Genomic DNA, 26730 nt, shown 5'->3' with positions numbered 1-26730 from the left:
AGGAGTTTTGGATGGTAGTTTGTCCCATGGGCACCAAAGTAAAGGTCAAGGCAAACAGGCGGCCGAATTCGACTGGCATGCTCGTCCAAGCGGACGAAATCTTCCACGTAACGGCGAGGGGCGAATCGAAGGACTCGACCATCCCGGTCGATGCTGACGGGCTCGAAAAGCCTTGGCTGAACCCAGCCCGACAATGGCGATGCATCCCGGACGCGCCGTGGTTTTGGCTGTCCGGCGCGATCGGTGAGGACGAAGACTGTCTGTTTGCGCTTGGCGTCGATGCGCGCGTCACGGCGCGGGGGCGCGCCTCTACCTTTTCGCGAACCACATGGGGGCGATTTACTGGAATAATAAACTGTATGTGGATGTGGTCATACGCCGCGTAAAAACTTGCCGTGTGCTGGCTTTTTAAACGGCTCGCCGAACAGCGCGTTCCAGCGTCCAGTCCACTTCAGCGCGCAGCATGGAGACGAGCCGTCGGGTGTCCTCGGCCTTCTCGCTGAAGACAAGCCGGGTCAAAGCTTCGTCGAGCGAGCGTTCGCTATATGCCTCGCCCTGCGGTAGCCCAAGCCTCGAGGCCAGCAGGCGTCGCCGATCCGGGCCTTCAGCGGAACTGGGCAGGGCGTCGCCGGTTCTGACAATTTGGGACAACAGATCCCGGACCGTCCAGAAGGCGGACCGGTTGGCCATCGGCGACAAAAGGTCGTCGCCGAGTTCCGCCGCCGCCTCTCTCACTAAAGTGGTGTTGCGCATGAGTTCGGTCAAACCGCTCGTTACCAGATCGCGCAGTTCATTGACTTCTCGCGTCCGGCTCTCAGCGTTCCTAAAGAGCTTGCGCCGGATGCGGGCGCAGCCCGCGACCGCGGCAATACGTACGTTGACGGTGTTGGCCCCCCGAGCTTGGCGTCTGGCCTGAACCCAGAGCCGCTCGGCCTCGAAGTGACGACGTAAGCCTTCCGCCGCGGCGGCGGCGGTGATCAAGACCTGATCGGAAAATCGCCTTCCTGACGTCTTATTGGCTGAGCTCGACAGACTCGACAGGAGTATTTCCGCCTTACCTTGGGCAACAAGGGACTCGGCGACGACGGCCCCGGCCGGTCCGGACAAATCGCCCAGATCCCTGTCCTCGATTTCCCTGACCAGGTCGTCGAGGTCTTCACCCTCGTGAAGACGACGCGTGAAGGTCTGCTCAAGCTCGCGATTGATGATCCTTTGATCAATGAAGCCAGACGGCACTGCATTGGCGCGCGCGCCATAACGGCCGCCCGCGTGAGCTAAGACGAACCGTTGTGCATTGATCGGGAACTCCGATACGACCTGGCGAAGCGGGATCTCGACGTCCGGTGTCCAGCGGTCTTCCAGCAGGTCAAACGCCTGATCAAGGCGCAGACGGTGATAGAGCTCTTCTACCCGAGCGGCGGGCGTCGACTGAGCCGCATAGTAGCTGACCGCCGCCTCATTGATATATTTCACCAGCGCTGATTGGCCGGCCGTAACGAGGGACTCGTCAAGCAGGCGCAGCATGGTCGTCCGGACATCCGCCCGGTGTCGGAGGGTCCCCGGTTCGTTTGGATCGCGTTCGAACAGCTGACCTTCCTGTTCGGCCACCTCCATGAGACTTTCAGGCGTGCGCTGCGCAAGGTCGATCTCGCAAGGCCCGGCAAGCACCTCGCTAATCAAGTCGCTGTCTAGTCGGCGAACAAGCAATCCCGGCCGGGCCAATTTGCGGAGATCCGGGTCCCGAATCCGGTCGAGAATCCGATCGTAGAGGCCCGCCTGTACCGCTTCGTCCGAAGTCTCCGCCGCGCGCAGCCATGCCGCTGGATCGATTTCGCCTTCGCTCTTGTCGATAAGGGAGATTGCCAGTCTAAGCGCAAGCGGAGACACACCCACAACCTTGCGGATATCTCGAAGCAGGGTTTGGCTGGGCAACAGTCCGAGCCGCTCTGCTTCATTGCGGAGATATTGTTCTGCTTCTGGAACTGTGAGGCCGCCCAGACGGGTCGGACGGAACCGGAACTCGCCCTTGAAATCGCTCGAGAAGGCGCGGGAAACTAGTATGGTGAAGACTTTCGCTTCATTTCGCAGCATGCTCTCAAGTCTGTGCAGACTGTTCACCGCTTCAAAATCAAACCCGTCGATCTGCTCAAGACTGTCAACGACGAGGACGATGCGCGGGATGTGACCCTTCATATGCAGGGCACCGACGAGAGCCGCGATGTCGTATGATATCTCGCGGAAGGAATCGCTGCCGCGCCCTGAGCCTAGGAGTTCGCGGTTACGGCTGTCATGGCGGGTCAGCCGGCTGACCCGCTCCGGATCGACGTTGAAGTAGCGCACGGCCTGGCGCGCCAATTCCGCAACAAGGATAGGGAGCCGGGCCGAGCGAAAGCCCGGACGATCGAAATCCAGATGGAAGACCGCATCAGGCGCGTCGTTTGCATCTCCCTCCAATACGTCGCTGACGAAACGGCTCACCGCTAGGGACTTGCCGATTCCTCCGGGCCCCTCGATGCCGATCCGCGCGACCGTATCGCGCGAGCGGGACCAGGCGGCATTGAGCGTCTTGAGCAGGCGAACGCGCCCGACGAACCGGTGAAGGTCAGGTCCGCCGAGGGCTTCGAGAAAGTCTATCCGCCGTAGATCGGCCCGCAGCGTGTCGGGAGCAACGACGGGTTCGAGCCCTAGTGCCTGTGTCCAAGGCTCGATCTTGGCCAGGGCGGCAAGTTGAACGCGATCATCAGCATTGATTGCGGGCAGGTCCTGCGTGAGGGCCAGCTGAAAAAGCTGCTCGGCCTGGGTCGGTCGATCCGCCTGTGTGACGGCTTCAAGCGCTCCGACTACCCCGAGCCCGCGCAGAATTCGAGCGCGTAGTAGGTCAGGCAGGGCAAGCACCGGATCGACGACAACGCCGTCGATGACAGTCTCGACCGCCGCCGCACCCGCAGCCACGCTTTTCAGAGAAAGTGCCGCCGCAGACGCTGCGGAAAGTTCCTCTATAGTGCTGTCCGGATGGTTCTTAAGCCAGGCGCGGAGCAGCGTCTCCGCCTGGAACCTTTCCCGCACAGCTGCGGCCGCCCATAGAGGATGGCTGAAATCAGCGGGGGTTGATCCGCTCAGCAGTTGTTCGCCGATCATGCCTCGATCTCTCGGCGCAAGCGCGAAAGACCGGAGGAGACTCCCCTGCACGCAATCCGGATATCCGGATCGGCATTGATGGCGATCAGATTGTCGATCCTGTCCTGGAGCGCGTCCGGCAATAGTGGACTAGCGCCCAGCATATTAAGTCCGTGCGCGCATTGGGCGATATCCCCATGGGCGAATGGACTGAGGCGCTCACGGTCCGACATCAGATAGTCGTCTTGAAGGTTTAATTCGTCTCCTGCGCCGAGCAAGAAGAGTTTGAGCGGCGAGCACATGCCAGAAAGAGCTAGGCTGGCAAGGGCGGCGACCAGCTCCACTACCGGAGGCGGCGGATCATTATCCAGGCCGTCCAGTGTGAGCCATAGGCATGTTCCGCGCTCATGAATGACCTTACGGAGGCGGTCAGCGAACCGCCGGGCAAGGGACTGGGACGGTACACCGACGCTTGTCGGCGCTGGGCAGGTCAAACTGCAGTCCTCAACGATCCGGACGAACAGCCCTTCAATAGTCAGCTCTTCCGCAGTCATGTCCGTCAAGTTAATGTGCACGAACTGGCGCCGGTGGCGCTCTGCGACATGACGAATTAGGTGGACTGAATGGGTCCGACCCGCGCCGCTCGGACCATCCACGAGCACCACCTTGGGCCGATCGCGCGCGATCTGGCCCTCCAAAGTGGCGCGCAACTGTTGGCGATTGACGATCGGAACCCCATCCACATGAACTACAGCCCAAGGCGGAACGGAAATCTGGCGCTGGACGATGATGCGGTCGATCCGGTCCGCCAGAGTCGAAAGGCGCAAGGCGATTGGAGCCGCCGGCCGCGCCTGGGCCGCGTGGCGCGCTACACGCACAAGCTCAGAAGGATTTTCGTCGAGCCACGAAACTAGTCGAAGGGCGATGACGGGGAGGGTTTCCATCACCGAAGAGAAGTATGGCAATCGCACGCCTGACACGGCCAGCTCGGCGTAAAGTTCCAGCTGGCTCGGAAACTCATACACGAGGGTGTTCAGGACTTTCACATCCTGCTCTGACAGATATTTCATAGGGCGGCCCCCGCCGTCCGGGCGTGGGCGACAATGGCGGCGATCTGGACAGCGCAGTTGGATTGCGGCGTGTCTGGCCCGGTCCCGGCCCTATGCAGGGCGGTGACGCGCAGACGGTTGTCCATGAGCGGCGCGCCCGACGAACCTGTCACGGTGTTAGCGGTATGGGTGAGTTCATCGCCCGCGAGCGCGGTGACATTGCCGAAGGCGATTTTCAGCGGGCGGGCGTCAGGGTGCTGGACTATCACAGCGCTTTCGGCCAGCGCGGCCGGCGGGCTGGGCCGAAGCGGCGCCGTCCCGCGCCGGGGTCCGCCTGTAATCGCCGAGGTCTCAGCAGCGGCGTCGACCAGTCGGAGCAAGGCGTAGTCTAACCCTCCGTCAGCGCCGGCTGGCGAACCATTTCTTTCGCCGGAGCCGCAGACCCGCGCGGCGACGTCGAAAGCCCGTCCGTCGTGAACCACGCCGTCCTCACCGACCCGGTAATCGAAGCGGCAGGTGACATGGCCTGTAAGCCGATCGCCGGAGAGCGCTCTAGCGACCACATGGTGGCTGGTGAGGACGAGATCGGGTCCAACCAGCACACCGGTTCCATAACCGTCCGGCCCGGCCCCCACTTCGATGCGGCAGACCTGCGCCTCGCGATTCGCCAGGCCGGCTCGGAAGGTCGCTAGGTCCGCGAATGGGAAGGCTCCATCGTTCAACAGGCTCTGCAACTCATGATCAGGCGGGGAGTCGGTGAGGCCGAGCCTGTCGTTTAATCGCAGAAAGTTGGGGACGCGCGGCCGCGCATCCCGTGCCGCCGCGACCAGCTTCTCCGTCGTATGCCGCTGCTGAAAGGCGTTGACGACGTCCACCACCTGGGTTGGGAAGGTCCGCATTGCTGAGGTGACGTGGTGGAACTGCACGCCGCCGCCACGTTCGGCCACGAGAACCTCAAGAGATGAGCTGTCGAATGCCTCCTTAAGGGCACCGACCAGTTCAGTGTAGTCCGTCGTATCAAGTCTCACGCCACTTTTCCCCCGCGCTCCCGCGTCTATCTCTCCGACCTGCGACTTTGCGTCAACCTGGGATTACTAATGCCACCACTGTTTGTCCGCGGATATCTACGACGCGAAGGGAGCTGTCAGGTTAACTGGCCCAGTCGATGTTCGGGTAGATCTTGGTGAGAATAGAAGGCCAGGCTGTTGGCCAAATCCTTCGCGTGCCCGACGCTGCGCCATGCTCCGTGAGAACCGACAACATAGAGGCGTTGCTTAGCTCGGGAGACCGCCACATTAAGAATGTTTGGCGTCCCCGCGGCCCAAGCCCTTGCGCCATTTTGCGAGGCCTTCGGTGCGCCGAGGACGAGGATTACAGCTTCTGCTTCTCGGCCTTGAACTGTGTGAATCGTACCCACGCGATCCTTCAACCACTCGTCCACACCAACCCCGAACTGCCCCAATAGCTCACGTTCCGCTTTAAGGCGTGTGCGCAGTTCTTGAGCCACAATCCGGAAGGGCGTGATGACAAACACGTCTGGATTTCGAAGGCCCACATCGGCGATCTCGCGGAGCAAAGAGACGACCTGTTCGCCCTCCTCGGCGCTCCACTTCGAGTCCGCATCGCCATCCACATCATGCCAGCTCGACGGGCCGAGAATGTCGCCGATCGTGCTGGGCTTGGGGCCTGGTGCGTGAACCATTTGACCGTCATAGGCGATGCGATTGGAGATCCCGAACATGGGCTCCTGACACCGACGATGGACGAGGAGTGGAATGCCAACCTGACGCGGGCCCACGTCCGACTTAAACGCGGACTGAAAGGGAGACACGCGGTCAGCCACGGTCTGGGTTGAAGCCTCAGGCGCAGTCCAGGACGTCCGATGAATTTTGAAGAAGTCAGCGATCTCAACGGTCAGTCGCTCGGGCAGCGTGACCACCGGCGGGATCTGAAGCGGGTCGCCGACGATGATCGCACGCCGTGCGCGCATGACCGCGCCGACGGCAGCCTGCGGCAAGGCCTGGCCCGCCTCGTCGACGAGCAGCCAGCCGATGCTGTCCGGCGGGAGATCGCCGAGCATCCGCTCGACCGAAGCGAAGGTAGTCGAAAGAACGGGGGTGACCATGAACAGGGTCGACCAGAGTTCTCCGAGCAGCGCGCGCTTGGCGGGATCTTGTGGCGAGCCTCCCGAGAAGACGTCCATGAGGATGGATAGATTGTGCAGCACCTTCTGGGCCGCAGCGTCGATAAAGGCCTTCTGGACGGCAATCGCCGCAATGAAGAGGTCTTCGCGTTTGCGTTGAAGCGCTTTCGGCAGCCACGGGGATTCCAAGTTGGAAGCCTCGTGGCCGAGGTCAAAGAAGGCGTCATCGACAATGTGCTGCCCGAGCATTGGGCGATAAGCGTCGAGCTGACCTTGGAGCAGCACGACCTGTTCCTGTGGTTCGATTAAGGCGCGCTCGGCGCGTGCAATCTCTAAGGTGAGAGCCGAGATCCGATTGGCACAATCGGCCGACGCCGTCTCAGCCTGGCGATGTTCGATCTTCGCCCGCTCGGCCGCCTCAAGCAAAGGCGCGTTCTCAGCAATCCAAGTGACGCGAGCATCCCGCCGAAACAGCCAGGCGAAGAAACCAGGGCGTCGTTTGCGATGCTGTTTGACTGCGTCATCGGCCTGTTTTGTGGCAAGGCTCGCAATATTGAGATCCGCTTCCTCCAACGCCTGTTCTGACTTAACGGACTGAAGACGATCAGCAAGCGTCGCACGTTCAGCGACACGTTCTGCAAGCTCTCTTTTCACGACGGCGAGCCTGAGCGCAAGTTGACGCACGGCCTCCAATCCAGCCAACTCGTCCTGGATCTCGTGATGTAGCGTCATCAGCTTTTGGCGAGCACGTCGCCAGTTCGCTCCGACCTCGTGCGGTGATGGCGGAGCCTCGTCGATAACCACCGAAGGTGTCTCGCGGGCAATCACCTTGTCCGTTTCCGGATCCTTGATCTCGCGGACGACAGAGTCGCCCTTGGCCGCTTTCAGAGAGATCCGGAAACCATGGTCATCATCCCACCAGAATGATTTGGAGAAGGCAGCGCGGTTCTTGGCATTGCCCAGAACGGCGGCGATGAGCCCCCAGGTCTTGAGAGGTTCAACGTCAGTTCGGACCTCGGCATCGGCGCCTTCCTCGGCCTCCGGTGGCCGATAGACAAAGTCGCTGATGGACTTGAAGTAGCTCAACTCATCCGGCCGGCCGATCGCCTTGGCTGCAGGCAGCTCTCGGCTGACGTTCTCGACGGCCTTGTTGTTGCTGGAGGCGACGAGGATCTCGTGGCCTCGCAAGCTGGGATCCAGCTTGTACAAGTGGAAATAGCCGGCCCCGCCGAACGTCCAGCGCTCGCCCGACGCCGTGAAGGCTTCCTGCGGATCATCAAACGCCGCCATCGCCATAGCGCGATCCAGAACCGTCGCGGCCACGATGTCACGAAGGAGGGTTGTCTTGCCGGTGCCGGGCGGACCGTTAACGGCGATCATGCCTGAGCCTTCAGCCAGTTCTGACCGGACCAAGTTCACCGCCGCTTGCTGAAGCAGTACGAGGGCATGACCGCCAGGGCTGGGCCAACGCGCCGCCGGCATTTTCGAGGGCGCAACGGCGTCTTCCACGGCGTGGCGGTCGTTCAGAAGATCGAAGACGCGATCGGGGCGTTCAATGCCCAGGTATTGGCGCAGTGTTTTTGGCGCGGTCTGCTTGCGGCAGTGGACGGCGGCCTTGGCCAGATCGCCCATGAAGAAGGAGTTGAGCAGCGAGGCTTCAGGCGGGTTTTTGGCCTTGAAATAATGGTAGACGCGCAGCGCAAAACTGGGGGGTTCAACCAGGTGATCCGCCAGCGCAAAACGCTCGACCAGATGGGCGTGTGCGCGTGCGATCGCCTCTCGGTCCACGGGCAACGGCTTACCGGCCTTGTCGGTACGCCTTAGGATCTCGTCGAGCGCTTGGATGATTTTGGGCTCGAGGCTGGGCCAGCCGCCCAGGGCTTCCAGCTTCAACTGGATTGTGAGCGGCAAGGCCCAGCCGAAGCTGGACACGGCGATGCCGTTGTCTTCGACCAGCACGCCATTTCGATCCACGAGCACGGCGCCGATTGCGGCCTTTTCTCTGGCGCGAGTTCTCAGTTCCTCATCGGAGCCGAAGGCTTTGACGAGGTCGGCGGTCGCCTTCTCCATCGGGATCGCGCCAAGCATGATCTGATAATAGAGTTGATGTTTCGGCCGAGACTTCTCGCCTCGCTCCCAGGGCAAGGGGCCGCTGCCCAGCTCCGCCACGCTACCGTACTGACCGACCTTCAGATCGTAGGGGCGCTTGTAGGTCTGGGGCGATAGGGCTTCCAGCGCGGTCCATGCGCCGAGGACGCCCGAAGGCGTGTTAGGCTCGGTCGGGCGAACCGGTACAAACGTCTCCTCTAGATCTTCGGCCCAGGCGTTGGCTGCGGCCGCAATCTGCTCCGACCTGTCGGGTTTTGCCGGCTCAGGTTGAGGCTCGGGACGCGGCGCTGAAGGCTTACGCGTTGCTGCCTTGGGCTTGTCGGTCGCGGGCCGGCTCATAGAAGCCGCCGGGCTCAACAGGAATTGTTGCGCGCTCAAACGCAGCTTTGCGGCACGGTCCGTCTTTCGGAAGCTTAGCTCGTGCTCGATCTGGCCAACCACCATCGGGTCGGCTTTGGACTTGGCGAACAATTGTTCGAGTTGAACAATCGAGTGCTGGACGTACGGACGCTTATTGGAGGGCACGAAGGAAGCCTTTGGTGAGGGGCGAAGACGGCGTCGCGAGCATCGGAAGGCGTTCAAATGGTTCGAGGGCGGCGAGTGTGTTCACGCCCCGTCAGCTTTTGGAGCTGAAGGTCACGGCGATTAGACTGGCGCGTGCGCTCCAGTCGCCCGAAATTAGTTTTGCGGCAGGGTTCTGCACCATCTGCACCTTGGGGTGGGCCGTCTCGCAGTTCGCCACCAGGCAGAGCCAATAGTCGTCGCCATGAGCCTCGGCGGCGGCAAGCTCATTGGCGGTTAGCTCGACGCCAGTGAAGGCGGCGCCGACCGTGCCCTTGACCTCGACCCGCTGCAGTACGCCCGCCGCATTGATAAAATCGATGTCCCAGCCCGGCGTCTCGCCTTGGGCAGCCCGGTGGACACAATCTCTGCAGCCGACGATCTGTGTCTGCAAATAGGCGAGTGCGGTGAGCTCGGCCCAGTCGCCGACCGCCTTGGCGCGCGCGCTGCGACGAGGGCTCGACTTACCCGTAGCCGCAGTGGCGGAAGAGGCGATCAGTCTGGGCGGGACGATCAGAGCCTCAGAAGCTTCAATCGTTATGGGAGCAACGGCCGCCGGCTCCGGTGTCACTAGATCGTCCACAGCCTCCGCGCCGATCGCCAATCCAGCCTCAGCCATGATGGCGGCGTAGACTGCGGGATCTAGGTCGCGCACGCCGTCGCGCCATAAGTTGAGCGGAATCTGTTCGCGGTTCTGGCCGTCGACCTTGGCCCGAACCGGAACAGCAAATCTCTGGTAATCGTCGATGGCGCAGTACCAGCCATTGGCGCGATCTGGATCTTTTCGGATCTCGCCGATCCGACCTGCCCCAAAATACTCGGCCGGCTGGCGTGGCCCCGACACGCGGTGGACGCCGCGGTAATAGACGAAGGGTTCGCCGGGCTGCATCAGGCGACGGTATTTGCTGGGGTAGTTTTAGTGGACGCCTTCTAAGTCATCCCACTGATGAGCGGGATCCCGCTTCACCTCATTATGCACGAGAACCACAGGCATATGCGCAACTGATGCGGCGCAGAGCGCCTAACCCCCGGCGCCGACCAGCGCCCCAAGCACAACCGTAAGCATTCAGGCTGAGCCTGTCTATGATGCGGAGGACGGCGTAATGCCCCACCATGTTTTCACCCGCCAGGACCTCTACGACCGGGTGTGGCGCGAGCCGATGCTGACCATCGCGCGCGAGCTCGGCGTTTCGGATGTCGGATTGGCCAAGGCTTGCCGCGCTCATCAGGTTCCGACGCCGCCAAGGGGCTATTGGGCCAAGCTGAAGGCCGGCAAGTCGGTCGGCAAACGACCGCGTCTGCCAGCTTGTGTGGGCAAGGCGAACCGCATCGTGATCGCCCCAGCGATCAAATCACCCGTCCGTTCACAGGCAGTGCGCGCGGTCCTAGACGCAGTCGCCGACCAGCCTGAGATCCCCATCCCCCACGATCTGCGTAACCCGCACCCGATCGTTAAAACCTGGCTGGATCAGGACGCCGCCACTCGCGTCCGCGCCCGCCGCGAGGGCTGGGGCGCGTCGGGCGAAGACTTGCGACATGGACTGGCACATCGCCGTCTTCGTCTAACCTCCGCCCTGCTGAAGGCGCTCGTCGCGCGCGGTCTGGTCGTCGATCAAGCCTACACTTGGCTGACGGCCAGGCGTGGCGAGGATAAGGTGGAGTTCCGCTTTTCGGAGCGCACCCAGTTCGTCCCGCGGCCCGCCACTGACTATGAGCTTCGTTGGGCGCCGGAAAGGACCATGGTGCGCTCGGCCCAACCGGCCGGCGATCTGATCCTGTCGATCCGCGACTGTCGCAACGCCGCTGGCGTCTTTCGCGAAACCAACTACCCCCTGGAGACCCAACTGCCGCGCATCGTCGTCACCCTTGAAGCCGAACTGATCCACCGCGAAGAGCGGCGGTTGGAGCGGGCGAGGGAAGAAGAGGCGTACCGCCTTCGTCAAGCCGAAGCGCGACGTCGCGACGCTCACGCCGCCGCGGAGCGCGCCCTTGAGACCCGCCTGCTGCAGGAGGCCAGCCGCCACGCCCAGGCCGGCCAGTTGCGCGCCTATTTGGCGGCCGCCGATCAGGCGACGATGGCGGCGGACCCGGCTTATCCGGCCTGGCGCGCCTGGGCTCAGCGGCGACTAGAAGCGCTGGATCCGCTCACAGGAGTGCAGCCGCCGTTCGCATTACTGGGACCCTATCAATCGGAAGAAACGCAAGAGACGCACGCATAACATCCGATTGGCAATCCCAGGCGGGAGTTGGGGTTACGTCCGGCTTTGACGCCGAGATGAGGCAATCTCCCTGCGGTGGTCCTGGACGGGCGGATACTGGCTGCAAAGGAGACCGCCCATGTCCGTCACGCCCGACCTGATCCTCGCCGTCGCCACCCTGGTCAGCGCCATCGCCGGTCTGATCTGGTCGCTGCGCCGCAGCCGCTAAACCCGCAAGATCTTCCGCCTCGTCTCGGCTAGGACCACCCCATGATCACCGCCCTTGTTCTCGCAGTCAGCCTCCAGTCCGCCGTCACCTCAACACCCCTCGTCGGCCGCGCCACCGTCATCGACGGCGACACCCTGGAGATCCGCGGCCAGCGGGTGCGCCTGTGGGGGATCGATGCGCCCGAGAGCCGCCAGTCCTGCCAACGCGACGGCCAGGCCTACCGCTGCGGCACAGAGGCCGCCCGACACCTCGATAGCCTGATCAACGACCGTCCGGTGACCTGCACGCCCCAAGGTCGCCCCGACCGCTGGGGGCGCATGGTTGCGCGCTGCGAAGTCACCGCCGACTGCGCCCACGACGAAGACTGCAAAACCTTCCGCCGCGACCTGGGCGGCTGGATGGTCGCCGCCGGCTGGGCTCTGGACTATCCCCGCTTCAGCGACGGCGAACACGTCGAGCAGCAATACGACGCCGAACAGGCCCGAAAAGGCCTCTGGGCCGGCCCATTCATCACCCCTTGGGACTGGCGCGCCGGCCAACGCTGAGCCTCAGGTCATCTTGCCGGCCGCCGTCGAAGCTAGGGGGAGTCGAACTTGAGGCGCGTAATTAGGGTTTCGCACCATTCTTTGTGCGGCTCAGTGGAAATCCCGCGATCCCGGCAAGATCCGCACATCGCGCGGATGGCGATGCGGCGCATGACGCGGCGGCTGGGGGGTGGCGACGACGTCGGCGCGGGCGAGTTGGACTGAGGTGTCGTGGTCTTCGGACAGGCGGGACAGTTCGCTGGAGCGGTCGATGACGCGGCGGGCGATCAGGTGGACGACGCCTTCGGGACTTTTCTCCACCACGCCTTCGACCGCCATCAGCCTAGCGGCCATGACTTCGCGGCGGAACTGTTCGAACATTCGCGCCCACAGAACGACGTTGATGATGCCGGTCTCGTCTTCCAGGGTGACGAAGATGGCGTTGCCCTTGCCAGGACGTTGACGCACCAGAACTACGCCGGCGACCCGCACCAGGGCGCCGCCGCGTTTCGCCTCGGTCTGGACGCAGGTCAGGAGACCTTCGGCGTCGAACAGGGGACGCAGGATGGCCATGGGATGCGCCTTCAGCGACAGGCGCAGGGTCTGGTAGTCGGCGGCGACGTGTTCGCCCAGCGGCATGATCGGCAGGCGGGCGTCGGGTTCGGCGCCCAGTTCACGCGCATCGGCGGCGGCGAACAGCGGCAGGGGCGCGTCGTCGGGCAGGCGGCGCACGGCCCACAGGGCCTCGCGTCGATCCAGCCCTAAAGATCGGAAGGCGTCGGCGTCGGCAAGTTTGCGCATGGCGGGGGACGGCAGGGCGGCGCGGCGGGCCAAGGTTTCGATGTCGGACAGGGAGAAGGCGCGGGCAGCGACCAGGGCCTCGGCCCAATCCTCGTGGAAGCCGTCGATCTGACGCAGGCCGAGCCGCAGCGCCGGCTGTGTGCTCGGGCCTTCCAAACTATTGTTCCAATGGCTGTATGAGACATCGACCGGGCGCACCTCGACGCCGTGGTTGGTGGCGTCCCGCACGATCTGGGCCGGGGCGTAGAAGCCCATTGGCTGGCTGTTCAGCAGGGCGCAGGCGAAGGCCGCTGGATGGTGGTGTTTGATCCAGGACGAGACATAGACCAGTTGGGCGAAAGAGGCGGCGTGGCTTTCCGGGAAGCCGTAGGAGCCGAACCCCTTGATCTGGTCGAAGCAGCGCTGGGCGAAGGTCGGGTCGTATCCGCGTTCGATCATCTTGCCGACCATCCGGTCCTCGTAGATGTGAAGGGTGCCGTCACCGCGGAAGGTGCCCATGGCCTTTCGCAGGCCGTTGGCCTCCTTCTCGTTGAACTCGGCGGCGACCATGGCGACCTTCATCGCCTGTTCCTGAAATAGGGGCACGCCCAAGGTCTTCTTCAGCACCTGTTCCAGTTCGTCCTGGGGGTATTGCGGCCCCGGCTTGGAATAGTCGGGCTCCTCCAGCTTGTTGCGACGACGCAGATAGGGATGGACCATGTCGCCCTGGATCGGGCCGGGACGGACGATGGCCACCTGGATCACCAGATCGTAGAGCCGGCGCGGCTTCAGCCGGGGCAGCATGTTGATCTGGGCGCGGCTCTCGACCTGGAAGACCCCGATGGAGTCGCCCTTGCACAGCATGTCGTAAACCTTGGGGTCGTCGGCCGGGATCGTATGCAAGGCCCAGTCTTCGCCCGCATGGGCGCGGATCAGGTCGAAGGCCTTGCGAATGCAGGTCAACATGCCCAGCGCCAGCACATCGACCTTCATCAGGCGCAGTTCGTCGATGTCGTCCTTGTCCCATTCGATGAAGGTGCGGTCGGCCATGGCGGCGTTGCCGATGGGGACCAGTTCGTCCAGCCGGTCCTGGGTCAGGACGAAGCCGCCGACGTGCTGGGACAGATGGCGGGGGAAGTTCAGCAGCCGCATGGCCATCTTCACTGCACGCCGGATCATCGGGTTGGCGGGGTCCAGACCCGCCTGTTCGACATGGCGTTCGCCGATCTCCGCGCCCCAACTGCCCCATTGGCTGGAGGCCAGGCGGGCCGTCACGTCCTCGGTCAGACCCAGAGCCTTGCCCACGTCGCGGATGGCGCTCTTGGGGCGATAGCGGATGACGGTGGCGGCGATGCCGGCGCGCTCGCGGCCATAGCGGGTGTAGATGTGCTGGATGATCTCCTCGCGCCGCTCGTGCTCGAAGTCGACGTCGATGTCGGGCGGCTCGCCCCGGTCCGACGACAGGAAGCGTTCGAACAACAGGTCGGATTCGGCCGGATCCACCGCCGTGATGCCCAGCACGTAGCAGACGGCGGAGTTGGCGGCCGAACCTCGACCTTGGCACAAAATCCGCTTGTCATGCGCCACACGCACGATGTCGTAGATGGTCAAGAAGTACGGCGCGTAGCTGGCCTTTGCAATGAAGGTCAGCTCTTTCTCCAGCAGCGCCTTGACCTTGTCTGGCACGCCGTCGGGATAGCGCATCTCGGCATGCCGCCAGGTCAGGTGTTCCAGCCAGCCCTGTGGCGTCTCGCCAGGGGGCGTCGTCTCCTCAGGATACTGGTAGCTGATATCCCCCAGATCGAAACCGATGCGAGCCAGAACTTGCTGGGTTTCAGCCAATGCCTCGGGGACGTCGCGGAACAGGCGGGCCATTTCGGGTGGCGGCTTCAGCCAGCGTTCGGCATTGGCGTTCAGGCGCCGGCCCGCGTCCTCGATCGTCACGCCTTCGCGGATACAGGTCAAAACGTCCTGCAAATCGCGCTGGATCGGGTCGTGATAGAGGACGTCGTTGACAGCCAGAAGCGCCGCGCCGCCCTGCTCCGAAAGCGTCTTCAGCCGCGCCAGTCTTCGACGGTCATCGCCGTTGCGCCCCATGACCGCACCCAGCCAGACCGCGCCGGGCGACGCATCGATCAATTGCGCCAAGGTCTGACCTAAACCATCCAGCCGTGCGCCCGGCATAAGGATCAGCAGCAAATCCTCGGGCGCGGCCAGCAGGTCGCGCAATCCGATCTCGCACTGGCCCTTCACCGCCCGGCGATTGCCCAGGGTCAGCAGCCGCGTCAGCCGCCCCCAGCCGGCGCGCGTCTCGGGATAGGCGATGATGTCGGGCGTTCCGTCGTTGAAAACGAGACGCGCGCCCGTCGCCAGTTTGAAGCTCGCGGCCCGTTCCTTGACCATTTGCGACAGAGCCGGATCGTTCAGCGGATCCTCGACATAGGTCACTTCGCCGGGGCCGGCGCCGTCACGCACGACATCCGGCGGCGACAGGCCGTCCTCGCGGATGGTCCGCAGGGCGCTCCAGGCCCGCACGACACCGGAGACCGTGTTGCGGTCTGCCAGACCCCATCCCGTGTGTCCCCTCAGGATCGCGGTCAGCACCAGATCCTTGGGATGGGACGCCCCGCGCAGGAAGGAGAAGTTGCTGGTCGTCGCCAGTTCGGCATAGGCGGGCGCGCTCATGCGAACAGGCCGTGGACGAACCAGCGCGGCTCATCGGTTTCGCCATATAGGCCTTGACGAAACAACCAGAAGCGCCGGCCCTCGCGGTCCTCGACGCGGTAATAGTCGCGGGTCTTCTGATCCGGCGCGCGCCACCATTCGCCGCCGATCCGCTCCGGCCCTTCAGCCAAGGCCACCTCATGCAGCACCCGGCGCCAGCGGAACCGCAGGGGCGAGCCGTCGGGCACTTCCGCGAGGGTGTCGACGGGCTGGGGCGGATCGAACATCTGCAAGGGGCGCAACGGCGGATCGCCAGGATCGAGATCGGGCCAGTCATGAGCCGGTCGCAGGGGCTTCATAGTCGCCGGGACCATCCGTGCGGCGCGCTCGGGGATGTGCGACCCCAAGGGCTCGAAACTCAACACCGCCTCGGGGCCCAACCGCGCCGTCAACCGGTCGATCAGGCGGCTGAAATCCTCGCCGTCGGGGCGATCCTCCTCCAGACCGCGCTGGGCCGGTTTCAGCGTCTGGGTTTCCAGAACCGACAGCCGCATCTGATCGAAGCCAAAACCGGGATCCAGAGGATTGGCCAGGGCCGCCAGCCGTTCGCGGAACAGGCGCAGCACGGCGTTCACATCGCGCGTCGCCAGGCCCGTCCGCGCGATGATGCGGCGAATCTGACCATCGACGCGGTAGAAGCCGGCCTCGAAGGCGCGGCCGCCCTGACCTGCCTGATCCAGCCGATCGGCGGTTTCGACCAGCAGGTCGGATAGGACGCGGTCCACGTCCGTATCGGTGAGGATGGGTTCGAAGAAGACGCGGTCCACGACGATGGGCGGCGGCGGGCGGTGTGGCGTGATGCGGATGTCCTCGTCGCCCAGAACACGCGCCAGGCGGGCAGGAAAATCGGCGCCGAAACGCGCGGCCAACGGCGCGCGCGGACGGTCGTCCAGATCGGCGATCCGCTTCAGTCCCGCACGCTGAAGCGCCTGGGTTTCGCGCTGCGGCAGTTCCAGCGCCGTGATCGCTAGCCCGCGCACGGCCTGTCGATCCTGCCCGGCTTCGAACAGGCCGCCCGGCCCGAACCGGGCCAGGGCCCGCGCCGCCTGGGGTGTGGAGGCCAGGGCGCTGCGGATCTCCAGACCAATCAGCCCCGCCCGCCGATGCGCCGCACGCACCAGTCCGGCCTCGCCGCCGAACAGATGGGCGCAGCCTGTGACGTCCAACATCACGCCGTGCGGCGGATCCTCGGCCATCATGGGGGTGAAGCGGCCGAAGTCCTCCATCACCTGCAACAGCAGGGCCGCATCCGCCTCTGGTCGATGGACCAAGGTGCGCAGGGACGGCGTTTGCGCGCGCGCATCGGCCAGGGTCAGGCCGGGCGTGAGGCCCGCTTGCGCCGCCGCCGGATCGACGGCGGCCAGCCGTAGGGCGCCGCCGATCTTTTCGACCAAGACGACAGGCGCCGCATCAGGCGACGCGTCGGCCGCTCGCGTCCCACGCTTCAGCCGGTCGCTGGGCAGCCAGGGGAACCACAGCGCCAGATAGCGGCGCTGGCTCACGGAAGGATCGGGCGTCACGATCCCACTCCAGGGTCCAGGTTCTCGGTTCGCCCCCGCCGCGTCGCCGCAACAGGGTGGCGGAAAAAGACGGCCGCCCCGGCGCTCCCCCTTCCAGCGGCGCGGAGGCCGCAGCCTGCACCGACCATCGTGTCTCGGCCGCGCTGGGACTGGGCACGGCGCCCGCACGCGCCAGGAACAGGGTCGCCCCGCCGTTCTCAGCCGCCAAAGCCAGCCGCCGGCTGGCTGTCAGGCTAAAGGCCCTGGCTTCGCCCCATGCACTGAGCAGGACGGCTCCAACCGCCGGCGTCCGCAACGCCTCTTCGCCGATGACGAGCAGGGTCTGGATATCCGGCGCCCGCACCAGCAACATCTCGGACGGCGACAACCCCATCTCGTGCAGGCCAGGCCCGTGTGGTCGCCCCGCCTCCAGCCCCATCATCTCGTGCAGGCCCCAGATGATGATACGCCCCTCCGCCGCTTGTAGCGCGGCGCCCAGTCCGAAGGCGTTGATCGTCACGGCGTCGGCGGGGGTTTCAGCATAGAGGTCATGCAGGGCTCCACGTGTCCACCTTGACGGAAATGCAGCGCAATCCTGCGCGTATCTACGGGCGCCCGGTCGCGGGGAAGCGTCGAGGGACGCCAGCCGAAGTCTGAGAGCGGCCAGTCGATCTTCAGGTTTGGTGTTCCTCATTTGTTCTATATGGCGCTCAGGGTCGATAGGGAGTCAAGCACGGCGTTAAGCGATCGCTTGCGGCTTTGATCGAAACCTCGCAACGGGCGTTCCTGCCATCAAGGCGGGAGCGGCAGATGGCGAATGGACTGGACACCTATCGGGCCAAGCGGGTTTTCAGCCGCACGCCGGAGCCCTCGGGTCAGGCCAAGGCCGGTCGCAAGGGCAGGCTGACCTATCTGATCCAGCGTCATGCGGCGACGCGGCTGCATTATGACTTCCGCATCGAACATGAGGGCGTGCTCAAGTCGTGGGCCGTGACCAAGGCGCCGTCGCGCGATCCGGCCGTCAAACGTCTGGCGGTGGAGGTCGAGGATCATCCGCTGGATTACGGGACGTTCGAGGGGACCATTCCGTCCGGCAACTATGGCGCGGGGACGGTCCAGCTTTGGGACCAGGGTAAATGGGAGCCGCAGGAGCCGGATGTGGAGGCGGCGCTGGCGCGCGGATCGCTGAAGATGATCCTGCACGGGGAACGGCTGAGCGGCGGCTGGGCCCTGGTGCGGCTGAAGTCGGATCGCGGCAAGCCTTCGAAACGCAATAACTGGCTGCTGATCAAGGAGAAGGACGAGGCGGCTGTGCCGGGCGAAGGGGACGCCAATATGGAGATCGACGCCTCGGTCGCGACCGGCCGCAGCCTGGCCGAGATCGCCACGGGAAAGGCCGAGTGGACGGCGTCACTGCCGGTGGCGCGCAAGGGACCGAGAAAGCCCAGGGCCCAGCCTGGCGAGGCGACGCTTTCGAAGCCGTCAGCCTTCGTGCCGATCCAGCTGTGCAAGGTCGTCGATCATCCGCCGGGCGGCGCCGGCTGGGTGCATGAGATCAAGTTCGACGGCTATCGCATTCAGGTGGCGACGGGCGGCGGCAAGGCGAAACTCTATACCCGGCGCGGGCATGATTGGACAGAGCGGTTTCCCGAACTGGCGGCGGACGCAGCGACCTGGCCCGACGGGGTCGTGGACGGCGAACTGTGCGCGCTGAGCGACGATCAAACGCCGGACTTCTCGGCGTTGCAGGCCGCCATATCTGACGAGGATACGGGGCGGCTGGTCTATTTCGCTTTCGACCTGCTGGCCGAGGGCGAAGAGGATCTGCGCAAGCTGCCGCTGTCGCATCGCAAGGCGCGGCTTCAGGCCCATGTGGATCGCGTACCGAAGAAGGGGCGGGGTCGGCTGCGCTATGTCGATCATTTCGCCTCGACCGGTCAGGCGGTTCTGGACAGCGCCTGCCGGATGGATCTGGAAGGGGTGATCTCCAAGAAACTGGATGCGCCCTATCACGCGGGCCGATCGGCGACCTGGGTCAAGTCCAAGTGCCGGGGGCATGACGAGGTGGTGATCGGGGGCTGGTCGTCCGAGGGCGGGACGCGGTTCCGATCCCTGCTGGTCGGCGTGGTCGAGGGGGAGGGGCTTCGCCATCTCGGCCGGGTCGGCACGGGCTATGCGGCGCCCCTGCTGAAGACCCTGCTGCCGGCCTTGAAGAGCGCGGCGGCCGAGACCTCGCCCTTTACAGGCAAGGGTGCGCCGAGAGGCGGCAAGGATGTTCACTGGGTCAGGCCGGTGTTGGTGGCGGAACTGGAGCACGGCGGCCTGACCGAGGGCGGGTCGTTGCGTCATGCGGCCTTCAAGGGCCTGCGCGAGGATAAGGCGCCCGCCGAGGTGGTGGACGATCCGCAGCCGCCCGTGAAAGCGAGAGCAGCGTCGGCAAAATCCGCCAAGTCGAAGGTCGTCGTCGCGGGCGTCACCCTATCCAGCCCGGACAAGATCCTGTGGCCTGCCGCGAACGGACGGCCGGCGATCACCAAGGCGGACCTGGCGCGATACTATGAGATGGCGGCGGAGCGGATCCTGCCACATGTGGCCGAGCGTCCGACCTCCATCATCCGCGCGCCGGAGGGGATCGAAGGCGAGACCTTCTTCCAGCGGCACGCCATGCGGGGTTCGAACCCGCGTCTGAAACTGATCGACGTCGGCGACCGCAAACCCTATGTGGCCGTCGCCGATGTCGGCGGCCTTGTGGCCATCGCTCAGTCGGGCGGTCTGGAACTGCATCCCTGGGGCTGTCGGCCCGGAGACCCGGAGACGCCCGAAGAGGTGACGTTAGATCTCGACCCGGACGAGGGGCTGGACTTCGCCGATGTGATCGCGGCCGCCAGGACCGTGCGAAAGGCGCTGGAGGCGCTGGGCCTGCACCCGTTCGTCAAGACGACCGGCGGCAAGGGATTGCATGTTGTCGCGCCCATCCGCTCGGCTGGCCGGAGCCGGATCGAATGGGACCAGTGCAAGGCCTTCGCCAAGGCGGTGTCGGAGGAGGTGCGCCGCGCCGACCCCGACCGTTTCACCACCACCCTGGCCAAGAAGGCTAGGGGCGGAAAGATCTTTATCGACTATCTGAGAAACGGCCGATCGGCCACGGCGGTCGCGCCCTGGTCGCCGCGCGCGCGGCCGGGGGCGGGGATCGCTTTCCCGCTTTCGTGGGGCCAGGTGAGGACGGGCCTCGATCCGCGCGCCTTCACCCTTCAAGACGCGCAGGTTCTGCTGAAGAAGGCCGATCCGTGGAAGGATTTCCGGGCCGGCGAAGTCAGCCTTCGGTCCGCGCTCAAGGCGATGGGGCTTTAGAGGTCAGGCCGCCTTCTTCTTTGCGGCGGGCTTCTTCTTGGCGGACGCCTTGACCGGCTTCTTCGCCGCGGGTTTCTTGGCGGCAGCCGACCCCGCCAGACTGTTGCGCAGGGCCTGCATCAGGTCGATCACATTGGTGTCGTCGGGTTCGGGCGCAGCGACCACGCCCTTGCCGCCTTTCTGCTTGGCCTTGATCATTTCGCGCAGGGCGTCGTCGTAGCGGTCCTTGAACCTGGTCGGGTCGAACTCCGTGTCCTTCTGGGCGATGATGCGGCTGGCGATCTCGACCATGTCCTTGTCGGCCTTCAACGCCGGGATATCGTCGAAATAGTCTTCGGCGTCGCGCACCTCGTCATGCGGGCGCAGCGAATAGGCGATCAGGCCCTTGCCTCGCACCTCCAGCGCCAGTTGACGCTCGCGGCCGCGCAGGACCAGACTGCCGATGGCGATCTTGCCCGCCGATTTCATCGCGTCGCGGATAACGGCGAACGCCTCGGCTCCCACGCCCTTCTCCGGCACGACATAGAAGGGATCGTCCCAGTACAGGCGATCAATGTCGCCTTCGTCGACGAAGCTGTCGATCGAGATGGTGCGCGTGGTCTCCAGCTTGACCTTGTCGAAATCGGCGTCGTCGAACAGGACATATTCGTCCTTGGACACCTCATAGCCCTTGACCAAGTCCGACCGCTCGACCGGGCCGGCGTCCGGGTCGGTCGGCACCATGCGGATGCGGTTGTTGGTATCCGGGTTGATCAGATGGAAGCTGACATGGGCGCTGGACGAGGTGGCTGTGTAAAGGGCGACGGGACAGGTCACCAGCGACAGCTTCAGATGTCCCTGCCAGGTGGGGCGCGCGGCCATGATCGTCATCCTTCGCTCGGTTCGACGACCTAACGTCGCAGCCGATCAGGCGTTGCCTCATGGAAAATCCACCGGTCACAGAAGGTGTTACTCCAGCGAGGCTTTAAACAAACATGTCCTTTTGCATCCAAGCCCGATGATGCTTTATTGGCACGGTGACGACAGTTTTAGCTGAGACAAGAGTGGGCAAGGACATCTGTCCTTAGAACAGAACCTTTCGCCTCTGCCGTTACAAAACAGAACGGGTTCTTGGCCATGCGCCATGCTGGATTCCTTGAGGCGTCGCCGTTGCGCAGCAACGTTAATGATTGCATGGTCAACGCTTGGAGATAGAGACTCATGGCGGACATCGACCCCAACGACATCGAAATCGGCGCACGCGTTCGTCAACGCCGCGAGGCTCTTCGCCTGACCCAGCAGACGCTTGCCGTCGCCATCGGTGTGACGTTCCAGCAGGTGCAAAAGTATGAGCGGGGCGCCAATCGAATCTCAGCGTCGCGTCTGATCCAGATCGCGCAAGCGCTTCAGGACGCTCCAGCGTCTTTCCTGCGTACATCCGACGATACCGACGAGGCGCTTCCCACAGACCTCTTGCACACGCCTGGCGCCGTGCAACTTCTCAAAGCCTATTGCGCCATCCATTCGCCGCGCCACCGCGAAGGGCTTCTGGCGATGGCCAAGGCGCTAGACGCCGTCTGAGGTGGCCTCGGCCTCGCTTGACATTCTCGGTGTGCGGCTGACGCCGATGGAGGCGGCCTGTCTGTCGCGAGTGCGAGACGGACTGCAGTCCAAGGAGATCGCCCTGGAGCTGGGTCGATCGGCCAAGACAATCGACAAACACATTGAGAACGCTTGTCGAAAACTTGGCGTCGGCAGCCGTCGACAGGCCGCCAGACTCTGTGCTGACCTTCTACGGAATGACCCCGTAGAGGCGCCGTTCCCCCTCCCATCCGAGCCGGAAGGCCGCTCTGATCCTCCACGGAAAGGAGGCCTGGATGCCGCACTCGGGATGTCATCTTCCCTCGATCACGTGGGGGGAGCTGGAGGCGATTTTCGAGGACTTGGCGGCGACGACCGAGGAACGGGAGACGGCCCAACGGCTGCTCGACCTGACGCGGATCCTGCAACCCTATCTCTCGCCTCTCGATTTGATGCGCGAGATACTCTGCATCGCGCTCGTTCTCCCCAGCGGGAACGATCGGCCGCCCCGGCCGCCAGCGTTGCCGAGCGGATCCGCAAACTGGCGATGATCCCTGTGATCGCCGCCGTCGCCATCGCCGTGCTGTCCGCCCTTCTCGGCGGCAGCGTCCAGCTCCAGCTGGCGGTCCAGGCCCTCGATCGCTTGCTGTCCGGCCGCTAGGCCCTGCTTTCCGCCCATCAATGACGATCCGCCGCGCGACCGAGGTCGCCGGCTGGAGGAGCGGATATGCAACGACGTGAAATGGCTCAGGCGATCGCCAACGCCCTGTTCAAGGCGGAGGATCAGGCCGATCAGAGCCTTATGGCCGCAAGCGCCCTCATTGGTCTTATGGCGGAGATGCGCCTCGATCATCGGCTGTCGGCGGTGCTGGGCGCCCAGGCTGTCTCGGAAACCGCTGAAGCGATCCGCGCGCTCGGCGAAGCCCGCGCCCGGCTGGTCGCGGCGCACGCCGCTCTGGAACAAGCAGCGCCGGCGCTGATTGGCCGCGAGACCCGTTTGATGGGACCTTTGACGGGAAAGCCCGAGGCGGCGCGCACCGTTGCGACCGGTCCGCTTCAGGTGGCGGCCTGATGACCTGTGCGGTCTTGTGCGCATCCGCGTCGCGGGCCACGGTGCGGCATGGAATGGCTCCATACTCCTCTCCAGATCGGCCTGACGCTGGCGATGGTCCTGTGCCTGGCGCTCGCCCTTTGGAAAGGCGGTCAAGCGCTGCGCCTCGCCGCAGCCGGCATGGTGCTCGGCTCAGTACTCAGCGCCCTGGTTCAGGATCGGACGCGCCCCGAGGCGGCGCAGTGGATCATCATGGTGGTCGACGCCGGCTATTTGTTGCTGCTGGTCGCCCTGGTCTGGCGCACGTTACAGGGCTGGTTAGTCTGGGCGGCCGCCCTTCAACTCGCGCAGGCGATCACACATGTCAGCTTCGCGCTCAACCCGGAGATCTTCGGACGGGCCTATATCAGCACCTCCTACGTCCTGTTCGCCGGCCTGTTGGCCGCTCTGTTCTGGGGATTAAGCGCAAGGGGCGACTGGCATGACCCAGGTCCACGAACCCGTTGACGCCACCGACCGCTACATCGGCGGGCGACTGCTAGGCTTTCGTCGCGCAATGGGGCTTGAACTCAGTGATGTGGCGCACGCCGGTGCGGTGAGGCCGGCTGAGTTGGCGGCGATCGAGGCCGGGGAGGGGAAGGTCTATATGTCTACGCTCTGGCGGCTATGCCGAGTGTTGCAGGCCGACCTCGAAGACGTTTTGCCTGTCCTCGACGAAGACTGAGCCGGACAGCGACCGTCCCGATCCTCATCGTATGCGTTTGCACTTGCTTAACGCGCTAAACATTGCAACCTGTAACAAGTGTAACGCAACGTGGAGGGTGTGTTATGGGAAGCGCTTTGGCCGCGTCGGCGATCAGGTCCTACGTCGTGCAGATGACGGCTGAGATGGCGGAAATGTTAGAAAACATTGGTGATCCGCTCGCGCCTCAGGCGCGTGCGCTTGCGCTTAGCCTTGCAGAAAAACCCGCCGAATACGAATGTAGGCCGCCCGCTTAGTTTATATTATAACACCAACCAGAAACGGTTGGAGACAGTCATGTCGAACGGTGTGGTTGAAGCCCATATCCATCGGGCGCTTCTGGCCTTGGCGGATCTTGCGGCGAGTTCGGGGTTAGAGATTGAGCAGGGTCTTCGGGGCCTGGCGGAACAGATTACGCCAGGGCCGTCAGGCCGGGCGTAAACGGCGAGGTCTGATTGTTGACCGTATCGCCACACGTCTGATCAGACCGTGAGGAGTCGGAACTTGGCGACGGCTCTATGACTGGCCTCTTGCAGCGCTTGCAGCTTGACGTGATTGGTGAGCCGCTTGGCGATCGCGTCGGTCGTCCGGCGGCCTTCTCGCTCTGTTGAGCTCAAAGTGTCGGTTTTTGGCCTTTTACCTATCCAGAGACCGGCAGAACGCTTCGCCATCCGTTGGGTTAGTCTGGAGAGATGTCTCGCATTGCGAGTTGCTGCGCCATGTTCAGGATCAGCTTACGTGCGTTGGCGGAGAGGTCTGCCTCTAGCGTGATGAGCTCGTTCGCCCAGGGTGTGACGATTGGATGCGCAATCTGGGTGTCAGAGCCTGCTGGGACACCGTCGAAAAAATAGGTCATTGGCGCATCCAGAACGACGGCGATTTTTGAAAGCCTCGACGACGAGATCCGATTTTTTCCGGTTTCGTACTTCTGAACCTGCTGAAAGCTTACCCCAATACCCTTCGCAAGTTCCGCTTGAGACAGGCCCAGCGCTAGCCGACGTGTGGCGACCCGAGCGCCGACAGCTATGTCTACAACTTGAGGGGCCTGCGAGATTACACCAACCATAATCCTATCCACCAACAGCCGACAGTTTTGTTATGCAAGCTCAGAATGTATGAAGCAACGCTTCAACCAGCGACGGCCGTGCGTCGGAGACTCATCCTGGTTAAATGGACAATGACTGTCGTTCGTTTGGGCGTCTCGGGCTAACAGCAGTCGGCAGTGATTTGCCTACAAGGTGGAATCTCAGCGTCTGCGGCGGCACAAGCTTTATCGGCGCTGGCGTAAAAGCGTTGGAGGCAGGCATTTCGAGCACTGGCAATCAGCGAAACGATGCCGCATCGTGAGGTGTGGTGCTCATGGAAATTTAGGTGCGAAGGAATAGCTTGACCAGCGATCGGACGGGGTCATGACTTCCGCTATGGATGCCTACGAAAAGCGCTTTGATGCTCAGATCGGCGAGGCCTTGCGTCTGCGCCGAGAAGCCCTCGGCTTCACGCAAGTGCAACTTGGCAAAGCCATGGGCGTCACCTTCCAGCAGGTACAGAAGTACGAGCAGGGCCGAAACAGCGTGCGGATAGCCAAGCTGCTGATGGCCGCAGAGTTCCTCAAATGCGAAGTCGGAGATCTGCTCGGGCAAAAGCCTGAAGAGACGCCGGGAACGGCGCGACTCGTCCGAGCCTGGAGCGCGCTGGGACCTGAACAGCGAGAGGCCGTGACAGCGCTAGTGGAAGCGTTTCGTCGCGTAGAAGCTGACTAAGGCTGAAGGGTAGGGCGCTTTGCGCCTAATGCGGCATTGGCGGAAGGCGGACTTCGGGTAGATGCCTAGCTTGCTCCAGAACGATATCCACAGTTGTTTAAGCGTCGCCATTGACGTCCACAGGGTTTCCCCTGACCCTACATCTAGGGGGAACGTCTTATGCAGCGTTGGCGGGTGTGCGCGGTCTTGGCCGCCGTCGTGTTCGGCTCAAGCCCCGTCGGTGCGCAGGAGAGCCAAGCCTATGTCTATGATGCACACGGACGCCTTTCCTCCGTGCATCGCGACACCCCGTCCTCGTCGATTGTAACGGCCTACGCGCTCGATGGGGCGGACAACCGCGCCGAGCGCGCCAGTGGTCCGACAATGATGGCGGTTTGGGAGGCGGAAAACCTACCTCACGTCGTGGGCTTTGCAGAGGCGGATGGCTGGGCGGCCAATATCAACCAGCCTCAGCATTACATGACTTATGGACCGTACGCGCCCGATGTGCCGGCCGGCAGCCGTGTCGCAGTCTGGCGGATGATGGTCGACTGGGTCGATGTCTCAGGATCGGCCACAGCTATTCGGCTCGATGTTTATGACGCCACAGCGGGAGAAGCATTAGCGACCGGGTATTTGTCGCACGCCTCTTGGCGAGCGCCTTGGACCTACCAATGGGTTGAAGTGCCGTTCCAGATGGACGCGTCTCGCGCGGGGCATTTAATCGAGTTTCGGACATGGTTTATTCCGATCGCTCATGTGCGCGTGGATAAGGTTGGTTACCGGTGAGCCGTCGCCTTTTCCTCGCGGCTGCAATTGTCCTTGGCGGTGTCTCTTTTTCGGCTGAGGCGCATCAGACCGAGACCTACTTTTACGACGTCCATGGCCGGTTGGCGGCGACGACCAAGGCCCCGCCGAATGGCGGCTATCGGACGCGTTACGAATTGGATGTCGCCAACAATCGGGACGGCCGGATGGCGGAACAGGCCGGTGCCCGGACCGCAGGCGATCAACTGCTTCCCGGTCAGGATTTGTTGCCGGGACAACGGCTTGTTTCGGCGGACGGCCGCTTGTTCTTTTTGCTTCAAGCGGGCGACAGCAACGCGGTGATCTACGGTCCTCCGGGGGCGCTGTGGTCGACCAACACCGCCAATGGTCGAGGAACGGTGCTGAGTCTGCAGACGGACGGCAACCTCGTCATGCGTGGCCCACAAAACGAACTGACTTGGCAGAGCGGCACGGGTGGTCATCCCGGCGCGCGGCTCGTCATGCAGAACGACGGCAATCTCGTCATCTATTCAGGCTGGACGGCTGTCTGGCACACCGGCACCTGCTGCTACTGATCTCGGGGGAG

Annotated in this window: 20 protein-coding genes and 1 pseudogene; 11 read left to right on the top strand and 10 right to left on the bottom strand. The window is 63.7% G+C overall.

The genetic code is table 11. The features are described 5' to 3' along the window. Positions 1-408 precede the first annotated feature (408 nt). From ACQY72_RS05605 to ACQY72_RS05585, 5 genes are all read right to left on the bottom strand, one after another. The gene (locus ACQY72_RS05605; RefSeq protein WP_428156263.1) at positions 409-3138 is read right to left on the bottom strand and encodes a hypothetical protein; all 2730 of its coding nucleotides are present in this window, start codon (positions 3136-3138) and stop codon (positions 409-411) included. Next, on the bottom strand, positions 3135-4187 hold the full coding sequence (locus ACQY72_RS05600; protein WP_428156262.1) for an AAA family ATPase: 1053 nt from the start codon (positions 4185-4187) through the stop codon (positions 3135-3137). Before ACQY72_RS05600 ends, ACQY72_RS05605 begins: the two co-directional genes overlap by 4 nt. Continuing rightward, positions 4184-5194, bottom strand: a complete 1011-nt coding sequence (locus tag ACQY72_RS05595) for a trypsin-like peptidase domain-containing protein (protein WP_428156261.1) — start codon at positions 5192-5194, stop codon at positions 4184-4186. The genes ACQY72_RS05600 and ACQY72_RS05595 overlap by 4 nt, the downstream gene beginning before the upstream one ends. Positions 5195-5310: 116 nt before the next feature. After that, positions 5311-8943 carry a DEAD/DEAH box helicase gene (locus tag ACQY72_RS05590; protein ID WP_428156260.1) on the bottom strand — a complete coding sequence of 1211 codons (3633 nt, stop codon included), beginning with the start codon at positions 8941-8943 and terminating at the stop codon, positions 5311-5313. Positions 8944-9034: 91 nt separating this feature from the next. Further along, positions 9035-9868: a DUF3883 domain-containing protein gene (locus ACQY72_RS05585; protein WP_428156259.1), complete on the bottom strand. Its 834-nt coding sequence runs from the start codon at positions 9866-9868 to the stop codon at positions 9035-9037. 271 nt (positions 9869-10139) lie between these two features. On the opposite strand from ACQY72_RS05585, the gene ACQY72_RS05580 reads away from it, so the two are divergent. Both ACQY72_RS05580 and ACQY72_RS05575 read left to right on the top strand, forming a co-directional pair. Next, a complete protein-coding gene (locus ACQY72_RS05580; protein ID WP_428156258.1) occupies positions 10140-11198 on the top strand; it encodes a hypothetical protein in 1059 nt (352 codons plus the stop codon). Positions 11199-11447: 249 nt separating this feature from the next. After that, positions 11448-11951: a thermonuclease family protein gene (locus tag ACQY72_RS05575; RefSeq protein ID WP_428156257.1), complete on the top strand. Its 504-nt coding sequence runs from the start codon at positions 11448-11450 to the stop codon at positions 11949-11951. Between the two features lie 90 nt (positions 11952-12041). Here the strand turns inward: ACQY72_RS05575 and ACQY72_RS05570 are convergent, their stop codons facing one another. The 3 genes from ACQY72_RS05570 to ACQY72_RS05560 are packed head-to-tail and all read right to left on the bottom strand — an operon-like array spanning position 12042 to position 17453. Then, positions 12042-15395, bottom strand: coding sequence for an error-prone DNA polymerase (locus ACQY72_RS05570; RefSeq protein ID WP_428156256.1), 3354 nt, complete (start codon positions 15393-15395; stop codon positions 12042-12044). Further along, positions 15392-16936, bottom strand: coding sequence for a Y-family DNA polymerase (locus tag ACQY72_RS05565; protein WP_428156255.1), 1545 nt, complete (start codon positions 16934-16936; stop codon positions 15392-15394). Before ACQY72_RS05565 ends, ACQY72_RS05570 begins: the two co-directional genes overlap by 4 nt. Further along, complete coding sequence (locus ACQY72_RS05560) at positions 16845-17453, bottom strand: ImuA family protein (protein ID WP_428156254.1); 609 nt, start codon at positions 17451-17453, stop codon at positions 16845-16847. Before ACQY72_RS05560 ends, ACQY72_RS05565 begins: the two co-directional genes overlap by 92 nt. Before the next feature lie 290 nt (positions 17454-17743). Between ACQY72_RS05560 and ligD the strand changes: the two genes are divergently transcribed. Further along, positions 17744-20284 carry a DNA ligase D gene (ligD, locus tag ACQY72_RS05555; RefSeq protein WP_428156253.1) on the top strand — a complete coding sequence of 847 codons (2541 nt, stop codon included), beginning with the start codon at positions 17744-17746 and terminating at the stop codon, positions 20282-20284. A gap of 3 nt (positions 20285-20287) precedes the next feature. On the opposite strand, the gene ACQY72_RS05550 is transcribed toward ligD, so the two are convergent. Continuing rightward, positions 20288-21145: a Ku protein gene (locus ACQY72_RS05550; RefSeq protein WP_428156252.1), complete on the bottom strand. Its 858-nt coding sequence runs from the start codon at positions 21143-21145 to the stop codon at positions 20288-20290. 339 nt (positions 21146-21484) lie between these two features. Here ACQY72_RS05550 and ACQY72_RS05545 point away from each other — a divergent pair, with 339 nt between their 5' ends. The 5 genes and pseudogenes from ACQY72_RS05545 to ACQY72_RS05525 all read left to right on the top strand — a co-directional run bounded on the left by ACQY72_RS05545 (position 21485) and on the right by ACQY72_RS05525 (position 23619). Then, positions 21485-21844 (top strand): helix-turn-helix domain-containing protein, encoded by a 360-nt coding sequence (locus tag ACQY72_RS05545; RefSeq protein WP_428156251.1) that lies wholly within the window; start codon positions 21485-21487, stop codon positions 21842-21844. Between the two features lie 46 nt (positions 21845-21890). Beyond that, positions 21891-22031, top strand: a pseudogene (locus tag ACQY72_RS05540) (helix-turn-helix domain-containing protein); the annotation flags it as partial. A 540-nt stretch (positions 22032-22571) separates the two neighbouring features. Continuing rightward, positions 22572-22916: a hypothetical protein gene (locus ACQY72_RS05535; protein ID WP_428156250.1), complete on the top strand. Its 345-nt coding sequence runs from the start codon at positions 22572-22574 to the stop codon at positions 22914-22916. A gap of 48 nt (positions 22917-22964) precedes the next feature. Then, positions 22965-23402 (top strand): hypothetical protein, encoded by a 438-nt coding sequence (locus ACQY72_RS05530; protein ID WP_428156249.1) that lies wholly within the window; start codon positions 22965-22967, stop codon positions 23400-23402. Continuing rightward, complete coding sequence (locus ACQY72_RS05525) at positions 23377-23619, top strand: helix-turn-helix domain-containing protein (RefSeq protein WP_428156248.1); 243 nt, start codon at positions 23377-23379, stop codon at positions 23617-23619. Before ACQY72_RS05530 ends, ACQY72_RS05525 begins: the two co-directional genes overlap by 26 nt. 697 nt (positions 23620-24316) lie before the next feature. On the opposite strand, the gene ACQY72_RS05520 is transcribed toward ACQY72_RS05525, so the two are convergent. Continuing rightward, positions 24317-24703, bottom strand: coding sequence for a helix-turn-helix domain-containing protein (locus ACQY72_RS05520; RefSeq protein WP_428156247.1), 387 nt, complete (start codon positions 24701-24703; stop codon positions 24317-24319). A gap of 355 nt (positions 24704-25058) precedes the next feature. Between ACQY72_RS05520 and ACQY72_RS05515 the strand changes: the two genes are divergently transcribed. From ACQY72_RS05515 to ACQY72_RS05505, 3 genes are all read left to right on the top strand, one after another. Further along, positions 25059-25397: a helix-turn-helix domain-containing protein gene (locus ACQY72_RS05515; RefSeq protein ID WP_428156246.1), complete on the top strand. Its 339-nt coding sequence runs from the start codon at positions 25059-25061 to the stop codon at positions 25395-25397. Between the two features lie 186 nt (positions 25398-25583). Next, a complete protein-coding gene (locus ACQY72_RS05510) occupies positions 25584-26165 on the top strand; it encodes a hypothetical protein (RefSeq protein ID WP_428156245.1) in 582 nt (193 codons plus the stop codon). After that, complete coding sequence (locus ACQY72_RS05505; protein ID WP_428156244.1) at positions 26162-26719, top strand: hypothetical protein; 558 nt, start codon at positions 26162-26164, stop codon at positions 26717-26719. The genes ACQY72_RS05510 and ACQY72_RS05505 overlap by 4 nt, the downstream gene beginning before the upstream one ends. The last annotated feature ends 11 nt before the right edge of the window (positions 26720-26730 follow it).

The sequence above is a fragment of the Brevundimonas sp. genome (assembly GCF_965279155.1).
GTDB lineage: Bacteria > Pseudomonadota > Alphaproteobacteria > Caulobacterales > Caulobacteraceae > Brevundimonas.
Note: the sequence above shows the minus strand (reverse complement) of the source record. Positions and strands in the feature narration are given on the sequence as shown.